This is a genomic window from Candidatus Gromoviella agglomerans (genome assembly GCF_021065005.1).
In the GTDB taxonomy this organism is placed as follows: Bacteria; Pseudomonadota; Alphaproteobacteria; order CAJXXZ01.
This window is the reverse complement of record NZ_CP069247.1, coordinates 312761-337734: the sequence shown is the minus strand read 5'-3', so window position 1 is coordinate 337734 and position 24974 is coordinate 312761. Positions and strand designations below refer to the sequence as shown.

The window sequence follows — 24974 nt, the reverse complement described above, 5'->3', positions numbered from 1 at the left end:
GCTCAGTTTTGGTGGAGTTTTTCAATAATTTGCTCAGTTTTGGTGGAGTTTTTCAATAATTTGCTCAGTTTTGGTGGAGTTTTTCAATAATTTGCTCAGTTTTGGTGGAGTCTTTCAATAATTTGCTCAGTTTTGGTGGAGTTTTTCAATAAAATATTGATATTTTTTATTTTTAATATATGGATTTTTTATTTATTTCTAGTATTTCGTTCATTCGTTTGTATTTGTATTGGCTCAGAATACATAATCTTCTAATAACAACAGGTTCTGTATCTATAAAGGCAATATTTCTCTAAAATACTTCTAATAGACTTAAAAAATTGATGGATTGAGCTTCAAATGATTATTCATCGTTTGTCTAATCAAGTGAGTTGCTCAATCTGTGAATGATTGCAAATTCTGATAAATAATAGAGCGTACTTTTCTGAGTAATATTTAATACAGTTTAAATTCCGAGGAAGGATTTTTATTACGAGCATGAATTGTTGTTAGTGCAGCAGTGAACATACGTATTTGAGGTTTTTAGCAAAAGATGTAAAGTGATGGTAATAAATTTTTGTTATTTAGCTATGTTGATAAACAAATCTACAGAAAAATTAATATGGAAAATATATGAATGCAGTAAAGTAATTGTTTTGTATAACATATTATACTGATTATCCTCAGAAGTTGGTTGATGCTTGTATATTTAGACTAGATTTAAATTCTGATTCAAAATGCAATTTTTCATATATTCTTACAAGTGCTAATATCACATTCTCTAGTAATACTATATCTTTAAATATCTACAAATTTGCTTATCTTCAGCTGGAGGTATTTCGCTTGTCGATCACTGAGGTATTATTTAATGGGCCATTGATCTTCTTTAATAAAAGAAATCGCCTGACCTGTAAGAAATTTTTCTGCATCATATGCTATTTTTGTTGCTTTATCTAATGAGTTAATCAAATCATCAATACCGTCTAATTTTATTGTTTCTGCATTTTTATTTACAGATTTTGACTTTAACAGTGCTAAGGCAACGCTGAGTTTTTTATAATGTACTTGATCACTCACATTTTTCCATGAATCATAATTCAAGAATTGTTGTGCATATTCTGTCTTCTTTTGTGATTTATCGTCTTTAAGATTCCTAAATAATACAAGTCGAGTCTCTTTATCTGTGGTTATAAGAAAATTATATTGAAGAGTTACACATACATTTTCTGTAAATTTATCCAATGCATTGAATAACTCAATTATTTTGTCCAAAGGTGTTCTTTTCATTTGTAGATATGGTGCAATATCAGCAATACTCAAGATATCAAACATAGTAAGTTTGGTCGTATACTGAGCTTTGTCCCATACAAACCCTCTCATGGCTACATTATTTTCAAGTAATTGCTTTGTATTGTTTTTATCTTTATCTTCCATTTGACTCCATTTATTGATTTTATCCAATTCTTTATTGGCCTTGTCGACTTCATCAATAATTTGCCTAGATATGTTTTCAATGTTTGTTAAGAAAATATTTTCTTTATCTTTCATCGCATCGATTACATACTGAATATCTTTTCCATATCTCACTAAATAATTGATTGAATGCTTGTTCTTCCATATAAAATCTATATCAAACTGATTGATCTCAATAATTTTATTAATGAGGATCTGTATCCTTTGATGGTTCTTGTGTACAAATGCATTTATCTTCTCTTTTTCTTGCGGTGCAATTGTATGAGGATCGTTCATCCTATCTAAGATAGATTGAGTATCATTCAAGTAAATCAATTCAACATCATCTTGTACTGATTTTTGAGGTATGATCAGGCTCTTTGTAATATTTTCGATTTCCTTATTATCGCAGTTCAATTGTTTGAGGGTCATCGATTTGTATATGTCTTTTGGATTTTGATCCATTCCATTAGTATTTAGCATTCCTAATACTAAACTTAAGCAAATGATATTTAATGTAATTTTCATGAAAGACAATAAAAAGTTAACTTCTGAAGTTTACAATCAAAGATTATCAATTGCAACGACTATTCTTTAGTGCAGTCTATAAGCCGGGTTCTGTTTATGAGGTCATTCATCTGAGAAGTTGATTACTCGACTCCTTATGCGACTTACCCGAGCTCACATCTGAAAAGAGATGATTTTGAGCTCATATTTAGTCTTGCTCCCAGTAGGGTTTGCCGATCATTCTTGTTACCAAGAACATGGTGTGCTCTTACCACGCCGTTTCACCTTTACTCTTAAAGAGTAGTCTACTCTCTGTTGCACTTTCCCTAAATCTAGCGATTTGCTGGACGTTATCCAGTACTGTCTTTTCATGGAGCCCGGACTTTCCTCTGTACAAAATACAGCAACCTCTCAACTGCAATATAGATTCGCATGTTTTTGTTAAATTTGCAATGCATAATGAGAAACAATAAGTTTATTATTGAATTACAAATCAAATAAAATTCCACTTTAATACAGTCATTCAAGATTAATAGCTAAGTTTATGCTGTTCTCTAAAATAAATTTCTATTCCTGTTGATTTCTTGTGTTTATACAGATCAAATAATATACTTTATGCACATTGCTGAGTATATTTTATGAATTTAAGTATAACGATTGTTTTGCGTTATCTTTTCCCATTCTTTTTTAAGTCTGCTGTTCAATCTCAGCAAAAGAAGATCTTATCGTTTTCAAGTGGATTTGCTGTGTTTGCAGTCTCATTAAGTGTAGCCATTTTAATAATCGTTACATCCATTAGTAATGGTTTTAGAACTGAGATGATAAAGCGAATTTTGGGATTTAATGGTCATATATCATTATCAAATGCAAATCATAAACTTTATAATTATGAAGATATTCTTACTCAGATTAAGCAAAATTCAAATGTAGTTGATGTTTATCCTGTGGTGAAGCAGCAGGTTATTGTTTCAGCTGAAGAAGCTAGTGGAGCAATATTGTATGGCATAAGTATTCGAGATCTTCAAAATCGTCCATTGATTAAAGATTCCGTTGATGCAGATACCATGAAAGCTTTCATTGAGAATGAGAACGCAATAATTATTGGATCGAAATTAGCGGCTTTTTTAGATCTCAAACTTGGAGATGTTGTGATGGTAATTTGCCCTCAAGATAAGAAAATTAATTTGGCTAATATGATGCCAAAGATTCGTTACATGAAATTTGTTGGGACATTTGATGTCGGTATGAGTGATTATAATTCAAGCTTTGTGTTCGTGCATTTGAAGAAATCTCAAGATATGTTTTCTATGCAAGGAGCTGTAAATGATTTAGATGTTTTTACGAAAGATCCTGATATGGTATCGGACTACAGATTTGATATTCAGATAATGCTATCAAGAATGGATGATAGATTTTTAATTAATGATTGGAAGCTCTCAAATGAGACATTTTTATCTGCCATAAATATGCAAAAAACAGTTATGATGTTGGTGTTTTGTCTAATCATTTTGATTTCGACATTTAGTGGTATAGCGTGTATCGTCAATCTCATTCAGTCAAAGCAAAAGGAGATTGCAATCTTGAGGACTATAGGTTATTCGAGACTTGGAATTATTACATTGTTTTTTATTGCTGGCTTGGTTGTGGGTATGGTTGGAGTGATCATTGGGATGTTTGTTGGATTATTTGTATCATTTAATGTTGATATTTTGGAATCTGTATCTAAAAAAATTTTATTTCTCGATTATTTGGAAATAGGGAAACTTCCATGTGTAGTTGATTCATTTGATGTCTTCATGATATGCATGATTGCTTTTTTTATGACTGCTTTATCTGCTATATACACTGCTTTTAAGGCAGCAAAGATAGAACCAGTTGATATTTTGAGATCTGAATGAGTGGAGTATCATGATGATGAAACTATTGAATATTTCAAAGAAATTTGGAGATAAAGTTGTGATAAATGACTTCTCTCTATCAATCGATAAGTCTGAGATATGTGGATTAGTTGGAGAGTCTGGCTCTGGTAAATCAACTATATTGCAAATAGCTGGTCTTTTAGATCGCCCTTCAAGTGGAGAGATATTACTTTCTCAAGAAATTATGTTCGACATTGGACTGAAATTTAATGCTAGTCAGATAAATTGTGCAAATTTGGTTGATGTTGATAAAGCGAAAATTCGTAATCGAATCTTCGGATTTGTCTACCAATTTCATTATCTTATGTCTGATTTTTCTGTGATCGAGAATGTGATTATGCCTGCATTGATATCTGGAGAAAGTGAATGTTCAGCTAAAAAACGAGGAATGGAAATTTTAAGTAGATTTAATATGTCAAATAAGGCAAACAATTCTCAATCATCTTTATCTGGTGGAGAGAGGCAAAGAGTTGCTGTTGCTAGAGCTCTTATAAATGATCCGAAAATTCTGTTAGCAGATGAACCAACTGGAAATTTAGATGAGCAAAATGAAAAGGATGTATTTTCCATAATTCGAGAAATATCATCTAGTACAGGTATGGCGGCTTTAATTGTTACTCACAGTCCTTATTTGATTGAAGAGGTAGATAAAATTATTAGGGTTAACAAAAATGATTAGTCAAATTTGTGGAATTTTGCCTTTCATAATAAGTTTATTTGGTTGTTTGAATTTAAAAATTTTTGATAGAGTGTATCGTCAATTTTTTATCACTTTCTCGTTATTTGCTCTATCTTGTTTGATTCTTTGCGAATTGCCTTTTTTTATCAACCTGGGCGGATGGTCAGATGGAATTAGATTATTTATTAATGATGATGCATTAATGCTTTGGGGCATGACTTGTTTTGTGATCTACTTGTGTTACGAAGAAAAGCTCAGAGTATTTTACTTTTTTATGTCATTTGCTATATATGGTCTGGTCGTGAGTGATGATTTTTTTAATATATACGTTTGGCTCGAAGTGATTTTGTTTGCTACATGTGGTCTTATGTCGCGGGACTCTGACATTTCTTCTTATATGATAATAAATCTATTCTCTACAGCTTTTATATTAATTGGAATTGGAATTATTTATAGAGTGCTAGGTTTTTTGAACATTCATATAGTAACTTTAATGGGTTGTCAACAATCTCCTTATATTGACTTATCTACAGCGATGATTTCTATAGGATTTTTGATTAAAATGTTTGCTTTCCCTTATATTTTTTGGACACAAAGTGTTTATTGTTCAATAGGGGACAAGGTTTTTTCTTTTGTTGTAGGAATTTTATCAAAGATTACTGTATTCGTGTTTTATAAATTGTGGACCGCATGTAATTCATACAAAATGTTTCCGATTTTGTCTTTATTGTCTGTGCTGACTATCATTTTATCTACAATTGCGATTATTTTGAATAACAATATTTGTAATGATAGTGAATTGGAGTGTGATGAAAATTCTTCTATTAAGAGGTTATTTATAAATCTTGCATCTCAGCATTCTGCTTATGCGATGCTGGGATTTTGTGGCAATTCTGTGAATTGTTATGTATTGCAATATATATTTTTCTCTCCTTTATGCATGATGATCTCTTTGAATGCATTGCGTTTAAGTTTATTTATGAGATATATTTGCTACTTTTCGTTTATGGGGTTACCTCCTTTTGCTTGTTTTTGGGCAAAGCTTACTATTTTGCAAAGCTTGTATGATTCTTATACTAATGTCTATTCGATAGTGGTGATGATTTTTGTCATGCTGTGTAATATGTTGACTTTTGGACGATTGTTGAAAATCTTTAGATGATTTTTTATTATAGAGAAATCATTCAAAAATTCAGCATTGAATATTCAATATCTGTGTGTTAATTTCCTTTTAACAGAGTCCCTTTCCTAACTTGCATGAAAAATAATAAAATATCTGTGCCAAGATTGAACATATTAGCATTGCAAAAACTGTTTGAAATAAGGTGTTTATCTTGATAAGAGAGACTATCATAACGCAAATCCCTATTCCTACATTAGATATTGTGTGAAACATTGATGTTTTTTTGTTGACCGACATTTCGGATGAGTTTATTACCATTCTTGATATAGGAGCTCCTGGCATTGCTGCAAAGAAGAATAATATGCTTACTCCTCCAACAGTTAAGATCAAATCTTTACAAAAAAGTAAAGTGATGCCATTTAGTATTACTAATACTAATGTGGTGAATTGCACGAGAGTCTCAAATTTATACTTATCGATTAATTTGCGAATTACTACAGTTCCTAGAGAAAATGATATAAAAACCGTAGATTGTATTATTGCTAATGTCCACTTTGTGTGAGACTGTAAGATATTTATGGGAGATTGTACTATCCATATAATGATGCTACTTAAGAGCATTGTTCTTGTAAGAGATAATAATATAAATCTCCTGTTGTGCAAAAGCAAAAATGGTGATTTTATCTCTTTTACAAATTTCGTAGCGGAAAATTTTGCCACATTTCCATCATTTTTCATGAAATGCTTTATTAATACATATCCTACTATTCCACATAAGCTCAGAAGACAGAAAATCATTCTCCAATGGCTAAATTCTATTAAAATTACACCAAGCATCGGTCCTACGATTGGAGCAAATATACTTATTGATGAGATAAAAGATATTATTTTTGCTGCGTTTTTGTCGTCGTTTTCTTCATGAATTGTTCCGTATCCAGCTACATCTATGCAACAAATTGATGAACCTTGAAAAAATCGCATTAGAATCATTGTGTAGATGCTTTCGGTTATTGTGCAAAATGCGCTTGAAATTATGAATATAATTACTCCACTGATTAGTAACCTCTTTCTGCCTGTGTATTCACATATTGCTGCTGCAAATATGTGGAATAGTCCTGAGCCTATGTACCAAGCGGACAGAGTATATTGTGCCATTTCGACTGTAGTGCCTAAATTTTCTGCAATTATTGTTAATGCAGGCAAATACATATCATCAGATAAATACAAAATTAATTCTAAGAATGCGAGGGCTAAAATAAAGCCAAATTTTGTCATAAGTCCTTTTTAATAACTTTTCGTTCTGAACGAAATTTATAATACCAACAACATGGAATCGTACTGTAAGTTTTATGATAATGCAAGTGATAAAGATTAAGTAAGGTCATAAGCTTGTCAGTAATTTTTTGTAGTTGTATTTTTTTTATATTGATGATTGGACTGGTTTGTACTAAAATCAAACGGGTTTTTAACGAAGTCGTGATACGTGTCATGCGTAATGGCAGCGCGTGCTGGCTTAAGGGGGATATATGGCAACAAAGAAATCTGGTGGTAGTTCTAAAAATGGTCGCGACTCTGCCGGTCGGCGACTGGGAGTTAAAAAATTTGGTGGAGAGGCAGTTCAGTCTGGTTCTATAATTATTCGTCAGCGTGGAACAAAGTTTAAACCTGGAAAAAATGTTGGTCTTGGAAAAGATCATACTATATTTTCTCTTGTTAGCGGAGTTGTGTCTTTTGTTTCAAAGAGAGTACCGAGAGGTGTAGTTTCTTTTGTTGATGTTCTTCCATTGATTTAATTATTACTTGTAAGTTTTTATATGAATTTTAGTGCGGAAAAGTCTAGTAAAAACTGAGTTTTTCTCTGTCATTCTTCTCAGGCGTGTTTCTTGAATGATCAAAGGTTCGTTTGGAGAGATGTCTGTTTGTGAAATTTGGTTGAATTTTTTCATGGCGCGCTCTCTTTATTTGTAATGATCAGCCTTATTGCTCCCTATTAAGCATATTTTTATGTGTTGAATAGGTGTAATGGAGTCTATGTGGAATTTTCAGTTTATGATTCATAGAATTTGCAATTAACATCGGCAAGAAATTATTTCTGGAAATGGATAATTATCAAACTGATCAGTTCCAGTATTTGTTGTTATTATTTCGAGATTTTTTGACCACCTTCATTAAAAGTTTTACAATTTTTTAGCTGATACTTTAATTATTTTTGCTGAAAAAAATCCTATACTATAATGAAGATTTTGGCTAACTCTCATTAACAATAATCTCCTTAACTTTTAGAGTCGTCATTATCTGTCTATGTCCTCTTTTTCTTCTATAATTTTGCCTTCTCTTCTTTTTGAAAATAATAACTTTTTGTTCTTTTGCAGTTCCAATTACTTGACATTTTATTTTTGCATTTTTTATTGTTGGTTGACCTATAGTTATTTTATCTCCATCAAATATAGCCAAAACGTCGTCGAAAACAACTTCTTCCTTTATTGTGTCGATTTTTTCAACTTTAAAAGTATGGTTGGCGCAGACTCTGTACTGTTTATTGCCCGATCTTAAAATAGCAAACATTTCTCAGAACTTAACAAAATAATCGATACAATATATCAAAAAAACAGCACACAATCAATCGTGATAATCTCATAAATAAAAAAGTATGATTATTGTATTTGATACTTAAATTTTATTACTTATTTAATATTTTTATATTTACAATTCTAATTGTAATTGTATATATATGGAAACTATGAATAATTATCAAGATGATTCTTTTGAGAATTTAAATGATTATGTCGAACTGAATCGGAAAACTCGGCTGATTCTGTTTAGAAGGCAGATAAAAAGAGCAATTGGCAGGCTCAGATCTTTTAGGTTTTTTAAATCTTAACCAATTTATTGACTATATAATAGTTAAAGGCTATAGTGAATAGCCTTTGAGGCTATAATGATAAATGCGTCTTGAAATAGGTGTGATGGACTCGGGGGCGGTACCCGACATCTCCAATTTTGGGGATGAAATAGGCTCGACATGCACAATAAAGAGGATGTTTTCATTCGTATTTCTACGTTACAGAAGAAAAAAAATTAAATGGCAATAATAATGTCAATTATGAGTCATATGCAGCGGCAGCTTAGTTTTTAGCTGTTAAGTGTATAACCGGCGGAGTCCATTCCGAGCAACAGAAAATGGCCCCCTTTGTGGGGGGTGGATTAATTGTTATAATGACTTTTTGCATTGTACTCTTACGAGTCTGTTGGTAGGTTATGTGTATATTTACAATCTCTAAATAAGCTGGTTGTAAAACAATATATTGATAGAATGAGTCAACTTCTTCAATTAAAAAAGTATTCTTAAAATATTAAAAAACACATGATGATTTAGTATTACAGAAGATTGTTCTTAATGTATTGTTTGCATAAGCTATAGATTTTATTTATGGAGTAGTAGCTACATCTCAGCCATTTAGATATTTGAGTAAAAATGCTTATGCTAAAAATTTTCTTCATGGCTAAGATCAAATATAACATAGGTTGTTCATTACTCAAAAAAATTCCTTTCAATATACACGATAAGTGATTTCTATGAGATCATTGATGGTATAATTTTGAAACAGTGATGAAAGATAGAGACAAATCGAAGTATTTTAGCATAATAATGCCTCCTCCAAATGTTACTGGATCTCTTCATATGGGACATGCACTGACGTATACAATTCAGGATGTGTTGATTCGGTATGCTAAACTTTGTGGAAAAATAGTTAGATGGCAAGCTGGCTTTGATCATGCTGGAATTGCGACTCAAATGTTAGCTGAGAGAGAGCTATTAAAGGTTGGAAAGTCGAAGAATGATATGACTAGAGAGGAATTCCTCAATTTTATTACACAACGAAAAGATGATTCAATGGCGAAAATTATGCATCAGATTGATTTATTAAATTTGGATATAGATTGGTCAAATAAGCGTTTTACTTTGGATGAGTCTGCTAGCAAGGCTGTCACAAAATGCTTTGTTCAACTGTATAAAGAAGGTTTGATCTACAAGGCGAAAAAAATGGTGAATTGGGATCCAGAGCTTCGCACGACTATTTCCGACTTAGAAGTAATAAATAAGGAATGCAAAGGGAAATTGTATCACATTAAGTATATTTCTGAATGCGGATTAGATTATCTTGATATAGCGACAACTCGTCCAGAGACTATATTTGGAGATTCTGCTATTGCAGTTAATCCACTTGATGAGAGGTATAAGCGTTTTCATGGAAAGAAATTTATTGTTCCAATCGTTAATCGCACAGTAATGGTTATTGCTGATGATTATGTTGACATGTTATTTGGAACTGGAGTACTAAAAGTAACTCCAGCACATGATGTAAACGATTTTGAGATTGGAATAAGGCATAAGTTGAATGAGATTGATATATTTGATGAATCTGCAAATTTAAATAATAATGTTCCAAGTGAGTTCGTTGGTCTTAATAGATCTGATGCTCGAAAAAAGGTGATTGAAGTGTTAAAGGAGCAGAGTCTTTTGCTTGGAGAAGAATTGATAAATCATTCTATTCCTCATGGCGATAGATCTGGTGCTGTGATTGAATCAAAATTGACTCTTCAGTGGTTTTTTGATGTATCCTACATGGCTGAAAGGGCGATTTCTTCGGCAAATGAAATTGAATTTTTCCCTTCTCATTGGATGTCTACTTATAAAAATTGGTTACAAGATGTAAAGCATTGGTGTATATCTAGACAACTTGTTTGGGGACATCAAATTCCTGCTTGGTATGATAAAGATGGAAATATTGTTGTTGCAGAATTAGAGACGGAAGTTCCAGATGGGTTTGTACGAGATGAGGATGTATTGGATACTTGGTTTTCATCAGCTCTATGGGCTTTTTCATCTCTTGGCTGGCCTGATGATGATGCATTACTAGAAAATTATTGTCCCTCATCTGTGTTAGTTACTGGCTTTGATATAATCTTTTTTTGGGTTGCAAGAATGGTTATGATGACTCAGAAATTTATAGGTCGTGTTCCTTTTGAAAAAGTACTAATATGCCCTATTGTATGTGATGCTAACGGGAATAAGATGTCAAAAACAAAAGGTAATGTAATCGATCCTGTAGAAATAATAGAGAATTATTCTTCAAGCGCATTACGACTTTCTCTGGTATCTCTTCCTTTGTTTAGAAGACATATTAAGTTTGATGTTAAGAATGTTGAATTATCAAGAAATTTCCTAACAAAAGTAAAAAATGCTTTGAAATTCTTTTCTAACGTTGGATTGAGCAGTGATGTTTCTGTTTGTCAATTTGAACTTGAGATTAATACATGGATTCTAGAAAGAGTTATGAATTGCTTAGAAAATTTTGATATTTATATGAAAAGACTGCAAATCCACTTTGCTTTTAGCATTATTAAAGACTTCTTTTTGAACGATGTGTGTAATTGGTATATAGAGATGATAAAACACATTCCAATAAACGACGAAATAAAGCAAACAGTGAGTATTATGATGGAATTTTTTATGAGTTTACTGTATATCTTTGCTCCTGAATTTGTTAATGAGCAATGGATTCGCAAGGTTGACAGCTCAATTTTTGTTAAAATTTTTGAATTAAGTAGTTCTTTGCGTGAAAATTCACAAAATATCGATCTAGTAAATGTCAGACAAAGTAGTGAAAAATATAATGAATTGCGTAAAAATGATGTAATAAAAATGAATGTTATGATGGAAATTATTTCGAATATAAGGTCCATAAAAGGAATACTAGGATTAAATGAAAGTTGGTGCAAGATTTATATTGAAATGAGTCAAGATTTATGGAATATGCTCACAGTTTATGGAGATTCGTTTAAACGCTTGGCTAAGGTCGAATTTGCTGAAAAATCAAATGATTTTGTTTCTTTGTCTGTCATTTCTTTGAATTATTTGTCAGCTACAGTTTATTATGATAATAAGCTCATTACTCCTGATAGAATTGAGAATTTGCAGAAAAAATTAACAAAATTAGCTAGGGAAATTGAGTCATTAGAAGATAGATTAGAAAATGCGAAATTTTGCACTAATGCTAGTGAGGGATTAGTTGAAGATTTGACGAATCAGCTCAATGGATTAAAAGAGTCTTTTGCTAGAACAAAATTTGTTGCGGAATCTATACATAAATCTCAATCTTGTTGTGTTATGGAGTGATGAATTGATGTTATTATGAAGTGATAAAGCATCATACACAATGAATATGCTCAATTGACTGAAGATTTTGGAATGATTCTTGCCGTTATTGTTGCATAGTGTTCTTGCCATTATTGTTGCATAGTGTTCTTGCCGTTATTGTTGCATAGTGTTCTTGCCATTATTGTTGCATAGTGTTCTTGCCATTATTGTTGCATAGTGTTCTTGCCATTATTGTTGCATAGTGTTCTTGCCGTTGAGTGGGCATGATATTCATACCTGATTTCCTATATGCATGGTTGTAGTCATTGAGCTATAATAATATCCAGAATTTTGCCAAATTTCTTTTATATTCACTTTTTATGTTTATCATACATTATGTGATTTATGATCTTGTAATTTATCGTCGCATTTTATGTCGTGCAGCATAATTCCGCATGTATTCATTGATATTGCATCGATGTATGGTATCTCAATGTCTTTAGGGGATAATTTTACTTCTACATCTGTGATTAATTGAGCTAATTTCCTTGATAAGAGTATATTTTCTTGATCATTTGATATTATTTGTCGAATTCTATCGTTTTTTATGAGATAAATGCTATTCAAGATATTTTCTAATGATCCAAATTCTTCGATTAACTTTACTGCAATTTTTGGTCCTATTCCTTTAGCTCCAGGAATATTATCTGACACATCGCCTGTGAGAGCTTGCATGTCGACTATTTGATTTGGAGTTACACCAAACTTTTTAAAAACATCTTTTTCATTGAATTCTTCCCACTTTGTTGGATTTAGTATGAATGTTGTGGCATTTACCAATTGCATTAGGTCTTTATCTGGTGATACTATGCATACTTGATATCCATTTTCATTAAATCTCTTGCAGTAGCTTGCTATTACATCATCTGCTTCAAATCCTGGCACTTCATCAAATGGAATGTTTGTATCTATGCATATTTTTCGTAAGAATGGTAGCTGTGCGTATACACTAGTGGGAGCAGTTTTTCTGGTTGATTTGTAATCTTTATATATTTCTGATCTGAAGCTTTTACCTTTATCAAAAACAATAAGCATATGAGTAGGCTGAATTTTCTTAATAAAATTGCTTATCATTGATATGAATCCTATCAGACCCCCGATCTCAAATGCATGTTTGTTTATGATTGAAGGAAACGAGTAAAATGCTCGAAATGCCATGCTGTATCCATCTATGATATGAATTTTCATGATTAAATTGCTAGAAGATCTAATATTATTGCGATTGAAATGAATGTAGGTCAATTCGATGAAGTAGATAATTGGTGAAATTTTGAGAAATCATTTTCTGCTATTGATTATGAATTGCTTATATGTTTTTGATAAAGAATACAATTTCATCGCATTTTAGGATTTTTGCAATATTACTGACATGATTCGCACTCTTCGTACTGAAGTGGAAGATCTATTTGAGAATGAGACCTCAGAATTGCTTCTGCTGTATCTGCATTTTCTACTCTTTGAATAGATTGGGATCTTAGATAATAAAGACTTTTTATACCAGATTTCCATGCGAGCATATGAGTCATCAACAAGTCTAATTTATTTGCGTTACTTAAAAAGAAAATATTCAGAGATTGTGCTTGAGATATGTATTTCTGTCTATCAGCAGCTTGATTTATAAGAGCTATCTGATTTATTTCAAATGCAGTTCTGAAAACTTTTTTTTCGTGATCGCTGAGGTGTTTAAGATTTTGTACTGATCCTTCTGATCGAATGATCATATTCCATATTTCTTCATTGTTTATACCTTTGTCTATCAACAAATTTTCAAGATTTTTATTTTTTACTATAAATGATCCGCTAAGTGTTTTATGAGTATAAGCATTGCTCACAATTGGATCTATTCCTGGTGATGTGTTTGCGATTATCGATATGGATGCAGTTGGAGCAATTGCAGTTACATTACTACATCTTATGCTAATGGATTGAATATATTCTTCACTGAAGCCTTGTTTTTTAGCAATCTCTATAGCGTCTTTTGCGTCTGGACAAACTCCTTTTTCTTTCGCGAGTTTTTGAGATGCTTTAGTACTTTTCTCTCCGATATGCTTAAATATCTTACTATTCCAGCCTCTTGCCAAAGCACTATCAAAAGGAAGCATTTTTGATTGAAAAAAATCATGCAGTCCCATTATCCCCAATCCAATTGATCTCTCTCTCATTGCAGAGTATCGTGCTTTTGATATATCGTCAGTTGCTGAGTGTATGAAGTCTTCAAGTACGTTGTCCAAGTATCTTATACAATCTTCTATAAATAACTCTTTATTTACCCAATCTTCAAAAAAAGTTAGATTGACAGATCCGAGGCAACAAACTGCTGTTCTTTCATTACCTAGATGGTCAATCCCTGTAGGGAGAGTGATTTCGCTACATAAATTTGATGTTTTCACATTTAATTTAAGGATTTTCTGAATTTCTGGAATTGATCTATTAACTGTATCTGTAAATAATAGGTATGGTTCTCCTGTTTCTATGCGAGCTGATATTATTCTGATCATTAAATCTCTTGCAGATATTTCTCGAATTACTTGATGAGTTTTTGGGCTAATTAGCTGCCATTTCTCATTATTTTCGACAGCTTTCATAAAAGAATCTGTAATGCAAACACCGTGGTGAATGTTTAAAGCTCTACGGTTGTAGTCTCCGCCAGTTGGTTTTCTCAGAGATATGAATTCCTCTATTTCTGGATGATCAACTGGTATGTATACAGCTGTAGCACCTCTTCGAAGAGAGCTTTGCGATACTGCAAGTGTCATGCTATCGACAACTTTTATGTATGGCATAATTCCGGATGCGACTCCTCCTGTGGAGATTTTTTCTCCAACAGATCGAATCTCTCCATAATAACTTCCAATTCCTCCACCTTTTGATGCTAGCCAAATGTTTTCTTGCCAAAGATTAGATATGCTCTTGAGATTGTCATCAGCTTGGTTTAAGAAGCAAGATATAGGTAATCCACGTTCTTTTTTTAGTGCGTTGACATTATATGATAAGTTATTTTCTAATTTCCATCTGGTGTAATCAGAAGTACCGCCATTGCTGATTATTGGAGTTGCTGGTAAAAACCACAATTTGGATATGTATTCATACATTCTGCTTGCGTGCTGAGCATCATCCGCGTAGGCTATAGATATGCGTGCAAATGTGTCTTGATAAGACTCATCAGGGAGCAAATACCTATCTCGCATTGTTTTTTTTGCAAAATCTGTTAGGAGATCGTCTCTGCTTTTATTTACAACAAACTTAGAAAAGCTCATTAAACAGCGTAAAAGTGTATCGTGAATGATATAGTTTTTTGTAAGATATTTTCAAGATGATTTTTTAATGACCAAATCGATTGGTGTTAAGTTGTATGATTTTTCTGTAAACTGATTATGTGATTATTCATTTTTCATTAAGAGTTTTAGGAAATTTTGACTAATCTATATGCTTTTTAAGATAAAAAATGTATCATACAGCTTGTGGAATGTAAATTATGTATGTTCGTAAAATCTATAGCTCCTTACTTCAAAGCTTCAGCTGTTATGCCAGATAACTCGATAAATGATTCATTCTCCTTAAATGAGTATGCTGAAACATTCAAGGTTGTGTTGTTTTTTTATCCTCTTGATTTTACTTTTGTATGTCCTACAGAAATAGTTGAATTTGACAGAAATATTTCAGAATTTGAAAAAAGAGATGTGAAGGTTGTCGGAGTTAGTGTTGATTCAGTTTATTCTCATCTTGCTTGGAAAAATACTCCTCATGAAGCTGGTGGAATTGGGAATATTCAGTATCCTCTTGTATCAGATTTAAGCAAAAGTATATCTAGGTCTTATGGAGTGATATTTGAGGGGGAAATTGCTCTCAGGGGAACGTTTATAATAGATAAGAATTCAATTATTCGTCATATGCATGTAAATGATTTGGGAATAGGCAGAAATATAAGTGAAATTATTAGGCTCATTGATGCGATCGATCTTAATGATAAGTATGGTGAAGTTTGCCCTGCAACTTGGAATAAGGATAAGGCTGGAATGAAGCCAAATCATGCGGGAGTGGTTAAATATTTTTCCGATAATAATGCTTGAGTATTTTTTTCTTGATAGAAGTTTAGTTGAGTTATAATGTGGGTTAGTCAATCTGTGATTGCAACTTATTTGATATGTTTGTTTTTGGTGATTTGATTTATTGTTTAGATGATTTATATTTTTTAAAAGTTTAGCGATCAGTTAGATGCAAAAATCTGCAATTTTGTGAAATTTTTCAAACGAGAATTACAAGAACGATTGGGGGTTTACGTCGATTTGTACAAATGTTCCCTTTTGTCGTATTTTGATAACTGTATCGTAAATTATTTGTGAGACATATTGCTTTTTATTTTCAGTTTTTTGAATTATTAAGAATCTCCATCTGTAATATTCATTTATTATATGCAATGGAGATTTTACAGGTCCTAGAATTTCGATTTGATCAAATTCTGCAAATTTTTCTTCCAATACTTGGCTCATGATTAGAGCATGCTCGTATACTTTTTGACTGTTTTTGTTTTTTAAAATTATTGCAATGAATGATGAAAATGGAGGCAGTTTAGCATCCTGTCTTGCTTCTATTTCGTTTGCTAAGAATTTTTGCGGTTCATATAAAATGTATTGAATTCTTTTGTCTTCTGGAAAGAATGTTTGCACATATATTTCTCCGTGAATATGACGCCCAGTTCTTCCGCATACTTGAGTCAATAATTGATATGTTTTTTCCATTGATCGCATATCTGCTCCATATATGCCTGCATCTGCGTCGATCATTGCGACTAGTGCTAAATTCTTGAAATCATGACCTTTTGATAATATTTGAGTCCCGATTATTATATCGATTTCTTGATTATGCATTTTTTGTAAGATTGTTTGTTGTTCTTGTGTATCACTACTCAAAATTTCGACACGAGCATCTGGTAAAAATGAGAATACTTCCTCTTTTAATCTTTCTATTCCTGGTCCACATGGAATCAGACTCTCTTTATTGCACACTGAACATGATTTTGGCATATCAATGTTGTATTCGCAATAAGTACATTTTAATTTCCTATCGTACAAGAAAAACACCATCCATGACTTGCATTTTGCGCACATGATTTTTGTTTTGCAAGATGTGCATAAAATTATTGGAGAGTATCCTCTTTTATTTAAAAATAATAGGGCTTGTTTATTGTTTTGTATGTTTTCTTTTATTGCTTTGCGTAATATTGATGATAAGTATAGCCCTCTTTTTTCTTTTGACATATCTACAATACTTATGTTGCAAGATGTTGAATGAAATTTCGTTTTTAATGATATGTATTCATACGATTCATATAAATTCTCTGATATTTTTGATTGTGATCGAATTAAACTTTCGATGCATGGCGTAGCAGATCCCAAAATTAACTTATTTTGTGAATATTTGCTTCTTAATATTGCAATATCTCTAGCATGATAAATGATTTGAGAATCTTGTTTATAAGATGCATCGTGTTCCTCATCAATAATGATTAATTCAACATTTGGAAGTGGTAAAAACACAGCAGATCTTACTCCTATAATGACTTTTGCGTGTCCAAAATATGCTGCAAGCCAGTCTTTTGATTTTTTTTGAGATGAATGCCATATTGTTGGCAATATTTTAAAATGAGATTTAAATCTCTTAAGAGTCTGGTTGATTAATGCGATTTCTGGAACAAGAATAAGAATTTGTTTCCCGATTTTTAATATTTCTCTTGCTATTTCAAAATATACTTCTGTTTTGCCAGATCCGGTTATTCCGTGTAGTAAAAATACTTTTGATGATGAGTTCATCATCTTGTTCACAGCTGTTTTTTGTTCATCTGACAAGGCAATTGGAATATCAAACCATGAATTATCTGACTCGATTGTGTTGGAGTATTGTTTTAATGCATTTTTGATTTGATTATATTTAAATGGCACTACCATTCTTGCTATTTGATTTACTTCGCATATTATGTTTGCTGCAGCTTCTTGTAGGAAATTCAACATAAATGAGAGGTTGATGGGTAAAACTTCCTGTACGAACTTTATATCTCGAATGAAATTGTTTCTCTCGTGACCTAATACAATGCCCAGTGTATATTTTCGACCGAATTGTACTACAACTAATGTCCCTTGAGGAATATGTTCATTAAATTTGTATGTGTAAAGTTTGCTTAAGTATTTATTTGAACTCAAAACTATGATATTTACGAAAAATTCCTGCATTTTGTGAATTAAGCTAATGTACTAATTACATAATCAATTATATTTTGGTCTTTTGTTTGAGCTTTGTAAATTATAGTATCATCTTTTATATATTGAAGAAAATATATACTCACTGAGTGTGGATTTGCAGAGAAATTTGCATTTTCTATCCACTCTACAATTGATATTCCTTCATTTATTGCATCAGACATGTCTGTTGTTGCTCTGTAAAAGTCAAAATGCCAAATGGTTGATGCTTTTATATTAAATTTTTTTTCTACGTCGTATACTTGAGCGATAGAAAATGTTGGACTTGGTACGATTTTTGTATTTGTGATGAATTTTATTAAATTTCTAGCGAATGTAGTTTTGCCTGAGCCCAAATCTCCAGATAATTTTATAATTGATCCGACGGTTATAGTTTCATTAAGAATTAAATGAATAACAGAATCTAGTAATCTATTCTTGCCTTCATCTCCATAAAAAGTCAACATTTCACTTGTCTGTTGTATGAAATCACTGTTTAGAAACACTGGTTTGATTATTGAAATATTTAAGTATATAATGTTACATATTTATTGATGCAATTCAAATGAAAAAAGGTATTCATCCGGAGTCACACGACGTATATTTAGTATTGCCTAATGGAAATAAAATTCATACAAAATCTACTCTTTCCAAGAATGGTGCGGAGATATCTTTGGATATTAACCCTTTTGATCATCCAGCTTGGACAGGTAAGGGTAGGTTTGTTGAGACCCAATTTGGTAGAATGGCTGCATATAAGCAAAAATTTGCTGGTTTAGACTTGGGTTGATCAAGGAGCCCTTGAGGGAAATTGATATGTCAATTTTTAAAACTTCTCAGCAAAATGCTGAGGCTATTTTGGAAAATCGCGATGGTTATAGTGGAGGCATGGGAGGATCTCCCAAAAAAAAGAATTTACGAAATATTTTTATTAGTGTTTTTGTGGTGATTTTGGCATTATCTTGGGGTTTGTCTGGTATTTTTACTAATCGAGGAGATGCTTTTGTTGTTAGTGGAAAACTGAATATAACTACTGTTGATTTTTACTCTTTTTACAGATCAAGAGTGTCATCAATTACAAATATCAACAGTTTTTCTCAAGAGTCCAAGAGAGATCTTGTTTATAGAATTTTGAGAGAATTTATCTTTTTGAAGATTTTGGAGTTAGAAGTTGAATCTTTGGGAATGGATATTAGTGATGAAGATGTTGCTGATATGATAAGAAAAGACCAAGCATTCTATAATGTTCGTGGTCAATTTGATAAGAATCTTTTTAAGAGCTTTTTGATGAAAAACTCTATATCTGAAGAGGATTTTTTAAAAAAGTATAAAATGAATATACTTGTTAATCAGCTACTTTTCACTATTGTATATGGAATTTGTCCTTCTGATCAGATCGTTAAAGTCATGAAAGATGGTCTATCTCGTTCAAGAGTTTGCTTATACAAGATTATAAAATTGAATGATGTTAAGATCGATGATGTGACTGAGAGTGAACTGCTTTTGCATTACGAGCAAAATAAGCATAATTTTGTATCACCTGAAGGTAGATCGATAAGATTTTTTGTTGTGGATGCTAAGCTTCTAAATTCTAAAAATTTGACTAAGGAGCAATTCTTGTCGAAGTATAAAGATTCTGTTTCAGATATATCTGAAATTGAATCAGATTTAAATATCAAGTCAGAAACGATTGATTTTATTTCCAGAAGTGGTAAAGACATATTCGGAGGTGATATAAAAAATGTTAATAATGTCATTTTGACTGCTATAGTATCTAGAATATTTGATGACAGTTATGATATAGTATTCGTTTCGTATCAAGATGGAATGATTGTAGTGCAAGTAGATAAATTTCATCAAGAAAATATTATGGATTATGATAAATGTGAGAAATTTGTTAAAGATAGTTTTGTAAAATCTAAGAAATTTGCGTCAGTATTAAAGGCTGCTAATGAGATTACTTCTTTGAATTGTGGGGATAAATCTGTGATTCAGAAAGTATATCATTCTCCGTTTGTGGAAGTCATGAGTGATGATTTTGATAAATTAATACAAACTGAGTGTTTTCAGACTCCTTTAATGAAAGTTAAAGTTGTTGCTATGAACGATTGTGCAGTTGTGATTCAGCCTGTGAGGTCTGAGGAATTTGCATTGTCTGAGAGAGTTTTAGGTGATTGTTTGGATATGGCTTCCAGCTATATTAAGCAATATGCGATCGAAGTATTTCTAGAGAATTTAAGCCAAAAGTATGGCATTACGGATATGAATGTGCATATTAATCAGCGTGTAGTGGACAGAATTATTAGAGAGTGATTATTTGTGAGATTATACAAAGAAAACGAATTATTATCTTTTGCTAAAGGTTTTGAAGATGTCTGAGTATGAAATTTCATTGTAATGAGGCTCTGGTTTATATTTTGCAATAGATTATTCAAGCTGACATCGATCTGAGAAAATCTAGCAAAGTTATGATTCAAGCTGAATTGATCTGAGAAAATCTAGCAGATTATTGAATATATTTGTACAAAATGCTGAAGAATTGCAGTAGACGATGAAATCTCGAGCATTTTTTTGACATGCTGAAGAATTGCAGTAGACGATGAAATCTCGAGGATTTTTTTTGTGGTGATTCAACTTTGCAGTTGTACAAGTTATTCAATTATCACTCACTACATAGCTCATTTGTTAATTGTGTCTTCTGTTTTCTCTTTTAGCAAGACAATCTTTATGATTTTAGTAAATTTGAAAATTTTGTGAGCTTAGCATCGAAGTGTAATTTTACAGAATCGATTGGTCCATGCCTTTGCTTCGCTATAATTATTTCTGCTATGTTATAAATTTCGTTCATTTGCTTTTGCCATTCGAAGAAGTCGTGTGATCCCTCTGCTGGCTTTGCGCGAGACTTGTAATACTCCTCTCTGTATATGAACATCACGACATCGGCATCTTGTTCAATAGATCCTGACTCTCTTAAATCTGATAATTGTGGTTTTTTATCTTCTCTTTGCTCAACAGCCCGTGAAAGTTGAGATAATCCTAATACTGGTGTGTTGAATTCTTTTGCTATTCCTTTGAGTCCTCTGCTTATTTCTGATAATTGTTGGACTCTATTCTCGCTTCTGGTATCTGTTATCATGAGTTGAATGTAATCTATTACTATAAGATCTATCGAAGTTTTTCGTGCTAATTTTCTTAATTTACCTCTTAGGATTGGAATACTCAAGACAGCGCTATCGTCTACATATAATTGCAAGTCTGATAATTTTTTTGATACATCGATGAATGAGATGAAATTATCTTGCGATATAGCTCCTCTGCGAATTCTATCGGATGAAATGCCTGATTCTTGTCCTAATATTCTTAATGCTAGCTGTTCAGATGACATTTCTAGAGAAAAGAATGCTACACATTTTTTGTTGTTTTTTATATCTATTGCTGCATTAAATGCAATATTTGTTGCAAGTGCAGTTTTCCCCATCGAGGGTCTTCCTGCTAGAATTATGAGATCAGAAGGATGTAATCCTCCAAGTAATTTATCTAAATCGATTAGTCCAGTTGTAGTGCCAATTATATGAGTTTCTCTTTTAAATGCTAGTTCAGCGTTTTTGATTGCGCTTGAAAGGTGTTGATAAAATGGAATTGGTTGAGTTTTCTGATCATTTCCTTCCATTAATAAGAAGAGTCTTTCTGTAACATCATCCATTTGTTTTTGATATGGATCTTCAATTGTCAAATGTGAAGCTCTATGAATTGCTTCGTCAAAGAGTCTTATTATTTCTCGTCTTATATATGCATCGTATATTTGTTGAGCATATGTTTCTGCTTGACTGATTGATATAAAAGAGGAGATCATATCTCCGATATATTCTTGACCTCCGAAGCTAATTAACGATTCATCTTCTGCGAAAAATCTCATTAATACGAATGGGTCGACTACTTGTCCTCTGTGAATTATTTGGTAGCAAAAATCGTACATTTTCCCATGTAATGGAATAAAAAAATGCATTCCCTTTAGTATATCTGATACTTTTTCTATGCAATTATTGTCGTATAAAATTGTTCCTATCAGAGCCTTCTCTGCATCGATAAATGAAGGTAGTTTGTGATTCGTTAGTGAATTCATATTTTTGTTTTGTACATTACTTATAGTCTTGCAAAATTGTATCTTTTTTACCAGATTCAAGTTGATTTATCTTTTGAAGTGGATATTTTATTATTTTAAGTATATTCACTTAATTCTTATTAACATAAATTGCTTGTCTATATTGCATTTTTTATGATTATGAGATAATCTTCAAATCATTTTCTATTTATTGGTATGATATTTGATGTTTTATCATTGATATTCATACTATTTTGTGGAATCTCTGGTTATTTTAATGGATTTGTTCGAGAAATTTTTTCTCTTTTAGGATATACAGTTTTTTATATGATTGTAGTTAGACCTGTTATTGTGGTTAGTGAGTTACATTCTATTTTTGAAAAATTGTACAGACTTTCTGACATTTTAATAGCTAAATTTAATAATTCTGTTAAGACATTTTATGTAGTTGCATTTATTTTTATTTACATCTCTGTTAATAGAATTAGTAAGATCTTATCTTTAATTATGAATTCTCTTCCTTTAATGAAGATCCTGAATCAATTTAGTGGAGTCTTCCTTTCTTCATTGAAGGCTATTTTTGTAATACTTGTTCTTATAGAAATGCAAGATATTATATCAGTTAAGCTAAATTGGATTGAAGAGTCAGAGATCCTTGGATTATGGAAGTACATTGCGAATTATTCTTGTATTAAGAATGTTCTTACTGCTGTTGCAAATTCCTCCATAAGGATTTTTGAATAGTTTTGTCCATTTAATAGATATGTCGTCTAATGCAGCTAGTTCTTGAATGTTAGTAAAGAGATGTTATTTTTTGTGATTATTAACCTATATCAAGTTATTGTCATGATAAATTCAGAAATTTTACTAGATTATTTATCTAGATATTGAATGTACATGTATTGATATCAGAGGTGATTTATCAATTCTATGCTTGATTAAACTGCTGACTTTTACGAAAATCTCTTCTTTTATTCTAGCTTCTTCAACAGGGACATCATTTTTATTGCTTTTATGAGGGTGTTGAATTTTACCTGAAAGGTCTGATACTGCGTATTTTGCGCATGATCTTATTTCTTCGTTTATTCTGTGCCATTTTTCTCTTAATCCGCTTGTTGATATTGCTAGATCGATAAGATTCATGTTTGAGTTTATGATAGCAGATATATGAATTGCTCCATTACCCATCATTCTGAGTCTCTCAGTCATTATTGTACTGTCTTTGCTTATTAGATCTCTACCATCTTTAAATAAACATCCAGCGCGGATTTTTGCTACTTTTTCAGCTCCATTTTCGTTGATTCTTATAACATCTCCGTTGTGTGGAGTGACAGTCTTCATTCCTAATTTCTGAGCAACTTGTGCATGTTTTGCGATATGCCGATCTTCTCCATGCACAGGAATGCATATTTGAGGCTTGAGTAGATTATATAAAGTTTCCAATTCTGGAACTGATGGATGGCCTGATACATGTAGATCTTTGCAGAAATCTGCACTTATGACATTTACTCCCATAAGGCACAACTTATTTTGAATATAACCGGTTTGTTTTTCATTTCCAGGTATTGTTTTTGATGAAAAAATTACCGTATCATTTTTTTGCAAACTAAAGTTAGGATGTGTTCCAAGTGCCATTCGTGGGAGTGCCGCTCTTATTTCGCCTTGGCTTCCTGTGCATATTAAAAGCATTTTGTTGCGTGGAATTGATGTAGATTCTTTATAATCTACTATATTTGATAATTCTCCTTCCAAATATCCACACTCTGCTGCGATTCTGGTTATTTCTTCTATCGATCTGCCAGCTAAGACTGGTTTTCTGTCATATTTTACTGCAGAACGAATGATTGAAGCAATTCTGTGAGTATTTGATGCAAAGCAGACAACTGCTAACATTCCAGTCTTGCACGATCCAATTTCTCTGTCTAGCGCTCTTGCAACTCCTTCTTCTGAACCAGATATTTCATTCTTAAATACGTTTGTTGAATCGCATACTGCTGCTAATATTCCTTCATCTGCAATTTTTTTAAATAATTCGTAATCAGTTTTTTCACCTACAACTGGAGTTTCATCTAATTTCCAGTCTCCCGTATGGACTATATTCCCGATATCAGTTCGAATTGCAATTGCATTTGAGTCTGGAATTGAGTGAGTAATAGATATATATTGCATTTTAAATGGTCCTAATTCAAACTCACCAGAGTGTTGAATTATCTTGAGAGAGGATGAAGTAAATCTCTTTCCTATTATTCCATCGAACTTATTTTTGAGGATTGCTGCTGTAAAAGGAGTGGCATATATGTCTGGTCTTTTTAATTTTTCCCATAAATATGGGACCGCTCCTAAGTGATCTTCGTGCGCATGAGTCAATACAATTCCCAGGCATCTATCCATTTTATTTTCCATAAATGATGGATCTGGAACTATTAGATCTATTCCTGGAGTGTTTTCAAAAGTGACTCCCAAATCGACGATAATAGATGCATTTTTGTAAAAATATACTGTGCAATTCATTCCTATGCCATGAGAGCTGCATCCTCCAAGAGGGACCATATAAAATTCATTTGGATTTTGATATGGATCAAATACTTTCTCTGTTTTCTTGTTCTTTATAAAATTCACCTTATAATATGAGCATTAAATATTGCAATATCATTGCAGGATAACATAATTATGTAAAGATAATTTTGGTTGATGAAATGTAATTAAGGGTTGCTAGCAAAACTATTGTCTTATCATATTTATACATTTACTCTTCAAGAGTATAATTACTGATGTTTT

Annotated in this window: 18 protein-coding genes and 2 other RNA genes; 10 read left to right on the top strand and 10 right to left on the bottom strand. The window is 32.0% G+C overall.

Annotation, left to right across the window (positions count from 1 at the left end; genetic code table 11):
* Nucleotides 1-840: 840 nt before the first annotated feature.
* Nucleotides 841-1959, bottom strand: a complete 1119-nt coding sequence (locus Gromo_RS01390) for a hypothetical protein (RefSeq protein WP_231158692.1) — start codon at nucleotides 1957-1959, stop codon at nucleotides 841-843.
* Nucleotides 1960-2022: 63 nt separating this feature from the next.
* Nucleotides 2023-2361, bottom strand: an RNA gene (rnpB, locus tag Gromo_RS01385) — RNase P RNA component class A.
* Nucleotides 2362-2576: 215 nt separating this feature from the next.
* Here rnpB and Gromo_RS01380 point away from each other — a divergent pair.
* From Gromo_RS01380 to Gromo_RS01370, 3 genes are read left to right on the top strand one after another with little or no spacing between them, the layout of a single operon-like run.
* Nucleotides 2577-3836, top strand: a complete 1260-nt coding sequence (locus tag Gromo_RS01380; RefSeq protein WP_231158691.1) for an FtsX-like permease family protein — start codon at nucleotides 2577-2579, stop codon at nucleotides 3834-3836.
* A 10-nt stretch (nucleotides 3837-3846) separates the two neighbouring features.
* Entirely contained in the window at nucleotides 3847-4536 is a 690-nt protein-coding gene (locus tag Gromo_RS01375) for an ABC transporter ATP-binding protein (protein ID WP_231158690.1), read from the top strand.
* Entirely contained in the window at nucleotides 4529-5698 is a 1170-nt protein-coding gene (locus tag Gromo_RS01370) for a proton-conducting transporter transmembrane domain-containing protein (RefSeq protein ID WP_231158689.1), read from the top strand. The genes Gromo_RS01375 and Gromo_RS01370 overlap by 8 nt, the downstream gene beginning before the upstream one ends.
* A 69-nt stretch (nucleotides 5699-5767) precedes the next feature.
* On the opposite strand, the gene Gromo_RS01365 is transcribed toward Gromo_RS01370, so the two are convergent.
* Nucleotides 5768-6934, bottom strand: a complete 1167-nt coding sequence (locus tag Gromo_RS01365) for an MFS transporter (protein WP_231158688.1) — start codon at nucleotides 6932-6934, stop codon at nucleotides 5768-5770.
* Nucleotides 6935-7185: 251 nt separating this feature from the next.
* Between Gromo_RS01365 and rpmA the strand changes: the two genes are divergently transcribed.
* Nucleotides 7186-7452, top strand: a complete 267-nt coding sequence (gene rpmA / locus Gromo_RS01360; RefSeq protein WP_231158687.1) for a 50S ribosomal protein L27 — start codon at nucleotides 7186-7188, stop codon at nucleotides 7450-7452.
* 454 nt (nucleotides 7453-7906) lie between these two features.
* Here rpmA and rplU read toward each other — a convergent pair whose 3' ends face one another.
* Nucleotides 7907-8224: a 50S ribosomal protein L21 gene (gene rplU / locus Gromo_RS01355; RefSeq protein ID WP_231158686.1), complete on the bottom strand. Its 318-nt coding sequence runs from the start codon at nucleotides 8222-8224 to the stop codon at nucleotides 7907-7909.
* Between the two features lie 320 nt (nucleotides 8225-8544).
* On the opposite strand from rplU, the gene ssrA reads away from it, so the two are divergent.
* Nucleotides 8545-8847: a transfer-messenger RNA gene (ssrA, locus tag Gromo_RS01350) on the top strand.
* A gap of 422 nt (nucleotides 8848-9269) precedes the next feature.
* Complete coding sequence (locus tag Gromo_RS01345; protein ID WP_231158685.1) at nucleotides 9270-11840, top strand: valine--tRNA ligase; 2571 nt, start codon at nucleotides 9270-9272, stop codon at nucleotides 11838-11840.
* A 348-nt stretch (nucleotides 11841-12188) separates the two neighbouring features.
* On the opposite strand, the gene Gromo_RS01340 is transcribed toward Gromo_RS01345, so the two are convergent.
* On the bottom strand, nucleotides 12189-13049 hold the full coding sequence (locus Gromo_RS01340) for a 5'-3' exonuclease (RefSeq protein WP_231158684.1): 861 nt from the start codon (nucleotides 13047-13049) through the stop codon (nucleotides 12189-12191).
* 173 nt (nucleotides 13050-13222) lie between these two features.
* On the bottom strand, nucleotides 13223-15118 hold the full coding sequence (locus Gromo_RS01335) for a ribonucleoside-diphosphate reductase subunit alpha (protein ID WP_231158683.1): 1896 nt from the start codon (nucleotides 15116-15118) through the stop codon (nucleotides 13223-13225).
* 222 nt (nucleotides 15119-15340) lie between these two features.
* On the opposite strand from Gromo_RS01335, the gene Gromo_RS01330 reads away from it, so the two are divergent.
* Nucleotides 15341-15931 (top strand): peroxiredoxin, encoded by a 591-nt coding sequence (locus Gromo_RS01330; protein ID WP_231158682.1) that lies wholly within the window; start codon nucleotides 15341-15343, stop codon nucleotides 15929-15931.
* 186 nt (nucleotides 15932-16117) lie between these two features.
* Here Gromo_RS01330 and priA read toward each other — a convergent pair whose 3' ends face one another.
* Both priA and tsaE read right to left on the bottom strand, forming a co-directional pair.
* The gene (gene priA / locus Gromo_RS01325) at nucleotides 16118-18088 is read right to left on the bottom strand and encodes a replication restart helicase PriA (protein WP_231158681.1); all 1971 of its coding nucleotides are present in this window, start codon (nucleotides 18086-18088) and stop codon (nucleotides 16118-16120) included.
* A gap of 8 nt (nucleotides 18089-18096) precedes the next feature.
* Nucleotides 18097-18600: a tRNA (adenosine(37)-N6)-threonylcarbamoyltransferase complex ATPase subunit type 1 TsaE gene (gene tsaE, locus Gromo_RS01320; RefSeq protein ID WP_231158680.1), complete on the bottom strand. Its 504-nt coding sequence runs from the start codon at nucleotides 18598-18600 to the stop codon at nucleotides 18097-18099.
* Between the two features lie 59 nt (nucleotides 18601-18659).
* On the opposite strand from tsaE, the gene rpmE reads away from it, so the two are divergent.
* Nucleotides 18660-18884, top strand: a complete 225-nt coding sequence (gene rpmE / locus Gromo_RS01315; protein ID WP_231158679.1) for a 50S ribosomal protein L31 — start codon at nucleotides 18660-18662, stop codon at nucleotides 18882-18884.
* A gap of 26 nt (nucleotides 18885-18910) precedes the next feature.
* Nucleotides 18911-20407 carry a peptidylprolyl isomerase gene (locus Gromo_RS01310; RefSeq protein WP_231158678.1) on the top strand — a complete coding sequence of 499 codons (1497 nt, stop codon included), beginning with the start codon at nucleotides 18911-18913 and terminating at the stop codon, nucleotides 20405-20407.
* 412 nt (nucleotides 20408-20819) lie between these two features.
* Here the strand turns inward: Gromo_RS01310 and Gromo_RS01305 are convergent, their stop codons facing one another.
* The gene (locus Gromo_RS01305; RefSeq protein ID WP_274381143.1) at nucleotides 20820-22277 is read right to left on the bottom strand and encodes a replicative DNA helicase; all 1458 of its coding nucleotides are present in this window, start codon (nucleotides 22275-22277) and stop codon (nucleotides 20820-20822) included.
* 135 nt (nucleotides 22278-22412) lie between these two features.
* Here Gromo_RS01305 and Gromo_RS01300 point away from each other — a divergent pair, with 135 nt between their 5' ends.
* On the top strand, nucleotides 22413-22940 hold the full coding sequence (locus tag Gromo_RS01300) for a CvpA family protein (protein ID WP_231158676.1): 528 nt from the start codon (nucleotides 22413-22415) through the stop codon (nucleotides 22938-22940).
* A gap of 132 nt (nucleotides 22941-23072) precedes the next feature.
* On the opposite strand, the gene Gromo_RS01295 is transcribed toward Gromo_RS01300, so the two are convergent.
* The gene (locus Gromo_RS01295; protein WP_231158675.1) at nucleotides 23073-24815 is read right to left on the bottom strand and encodes a ribonuclease J; all 1743 of its coding nucleotides are present in this window, start codon (nucleotides 24813-24815) and stop codon (nucleotides 23073-23075) included.
* Between the last annotated feature and the right edge of the window lie 159 nt (nucleotides 24816-24974).

Bases quoted from the DNA above. Each gene is read 5' to 3' on its own strand.
- rplU (WP_231158686.1), bottom strand. From the start codon at position 8,224: ATGTTTGCTATTTTAAGATCGGGCAATAAACAGTACAGAGTCTGCGCC.
- Gromo_RS01340 (WP_231158684.1), bottom strand. From the start codon at position 13,049: ATGAAAATTCATATCATAGATGGATACAGCATGGCATTTCGAGCATTT.
- Gromo_RS01345 (WP_231158685.1), top strand. From the start codon at position 9,270: ATGAAAGATAGAGACAAATCGAAGTATTTTAGCATAATAATGCCTCCT.
- Gromo_RS01390 (WP_231158692.1), bottom strand. From the start codon at position 1,959: ATGAAAATTACATTAAATATCATTTGCTTAAGTTTAGTATTAGGAATG.
- Gromo_RS01300 (WP_231158676.1), top strand. From the start codon at position 22,413: ATGATATTTGATGTTTTATCATTGATATTCATACTATTTTGTGGAATC.
- Gromo_RS01330 (WP_231158682.1), top strand. From the start codon at position 15,341: ATGTTCGTAAAATCTATAGCTCCTTACTTCAAAGCTTCAGCTGTTATG.
- Gromo_RS01375 (WP_231158690.1), top strand. From the start codon at position 3,847: ATGATGATGAAACTATTGAATATTTCAAAGAAATTTGGAGATAAAGTT.
- priA (WP_231158681.1), bottom strand. From the start codon at position 18,088: ATGCAGGAATTTTTCGTAAATATCATAGTTTTGAGTTCAAATAAATAC.
- Gromo_RS01365 (WP_231158688.1), bottom strand. From the start codon at position 6,934: ATGACAAAATTTGGCTTTATTTTAGCCCTCGCATTCTTAGAATTAATT.
- rpmE (WP_231158679.1), top strand. From the start codon at position 18,660: ATGAAAAAAGGTATTCATCCGGAGTCACACGACGTATATTTAGTATTG.
- Gromo_RS01335 (WP_231158683.1), bottom strand. From the start codon at position 15,118: ATGAGCTTTTCTAAGTTTGTTGTAAATAAAAGCAGAGACGATCTCCTA.
- Gromo_RS01370 (WP_231158689.1), top strand. From the start codon at position 4,529: ATGATTAGTCAAATTTGTGGAATTTTGCCTTTCATAATAAGTTTATTT.
- Gromo_RS01380 (WP_231158691.1), top strand. From the start codon at position 2,577: ATGAATTTAAGTATAACGATTGTTTTGCGTTATCTTTTCCCATTCTTT.
- rpmA (WP_231158687.1), top strand. From the start codon at position 7,186: ATGGCAACAAAGAAATCTGGTGGTAGTTCTAAAAATGGTCGCGACTCT.
- Gromo_RS01310 (WP_231158678.1), top strand. From the start codon at position 18,911: ATGTCAATTTTTAAAACTTCTCAGCAAAATGCTGAGGCTATTTTGGAA.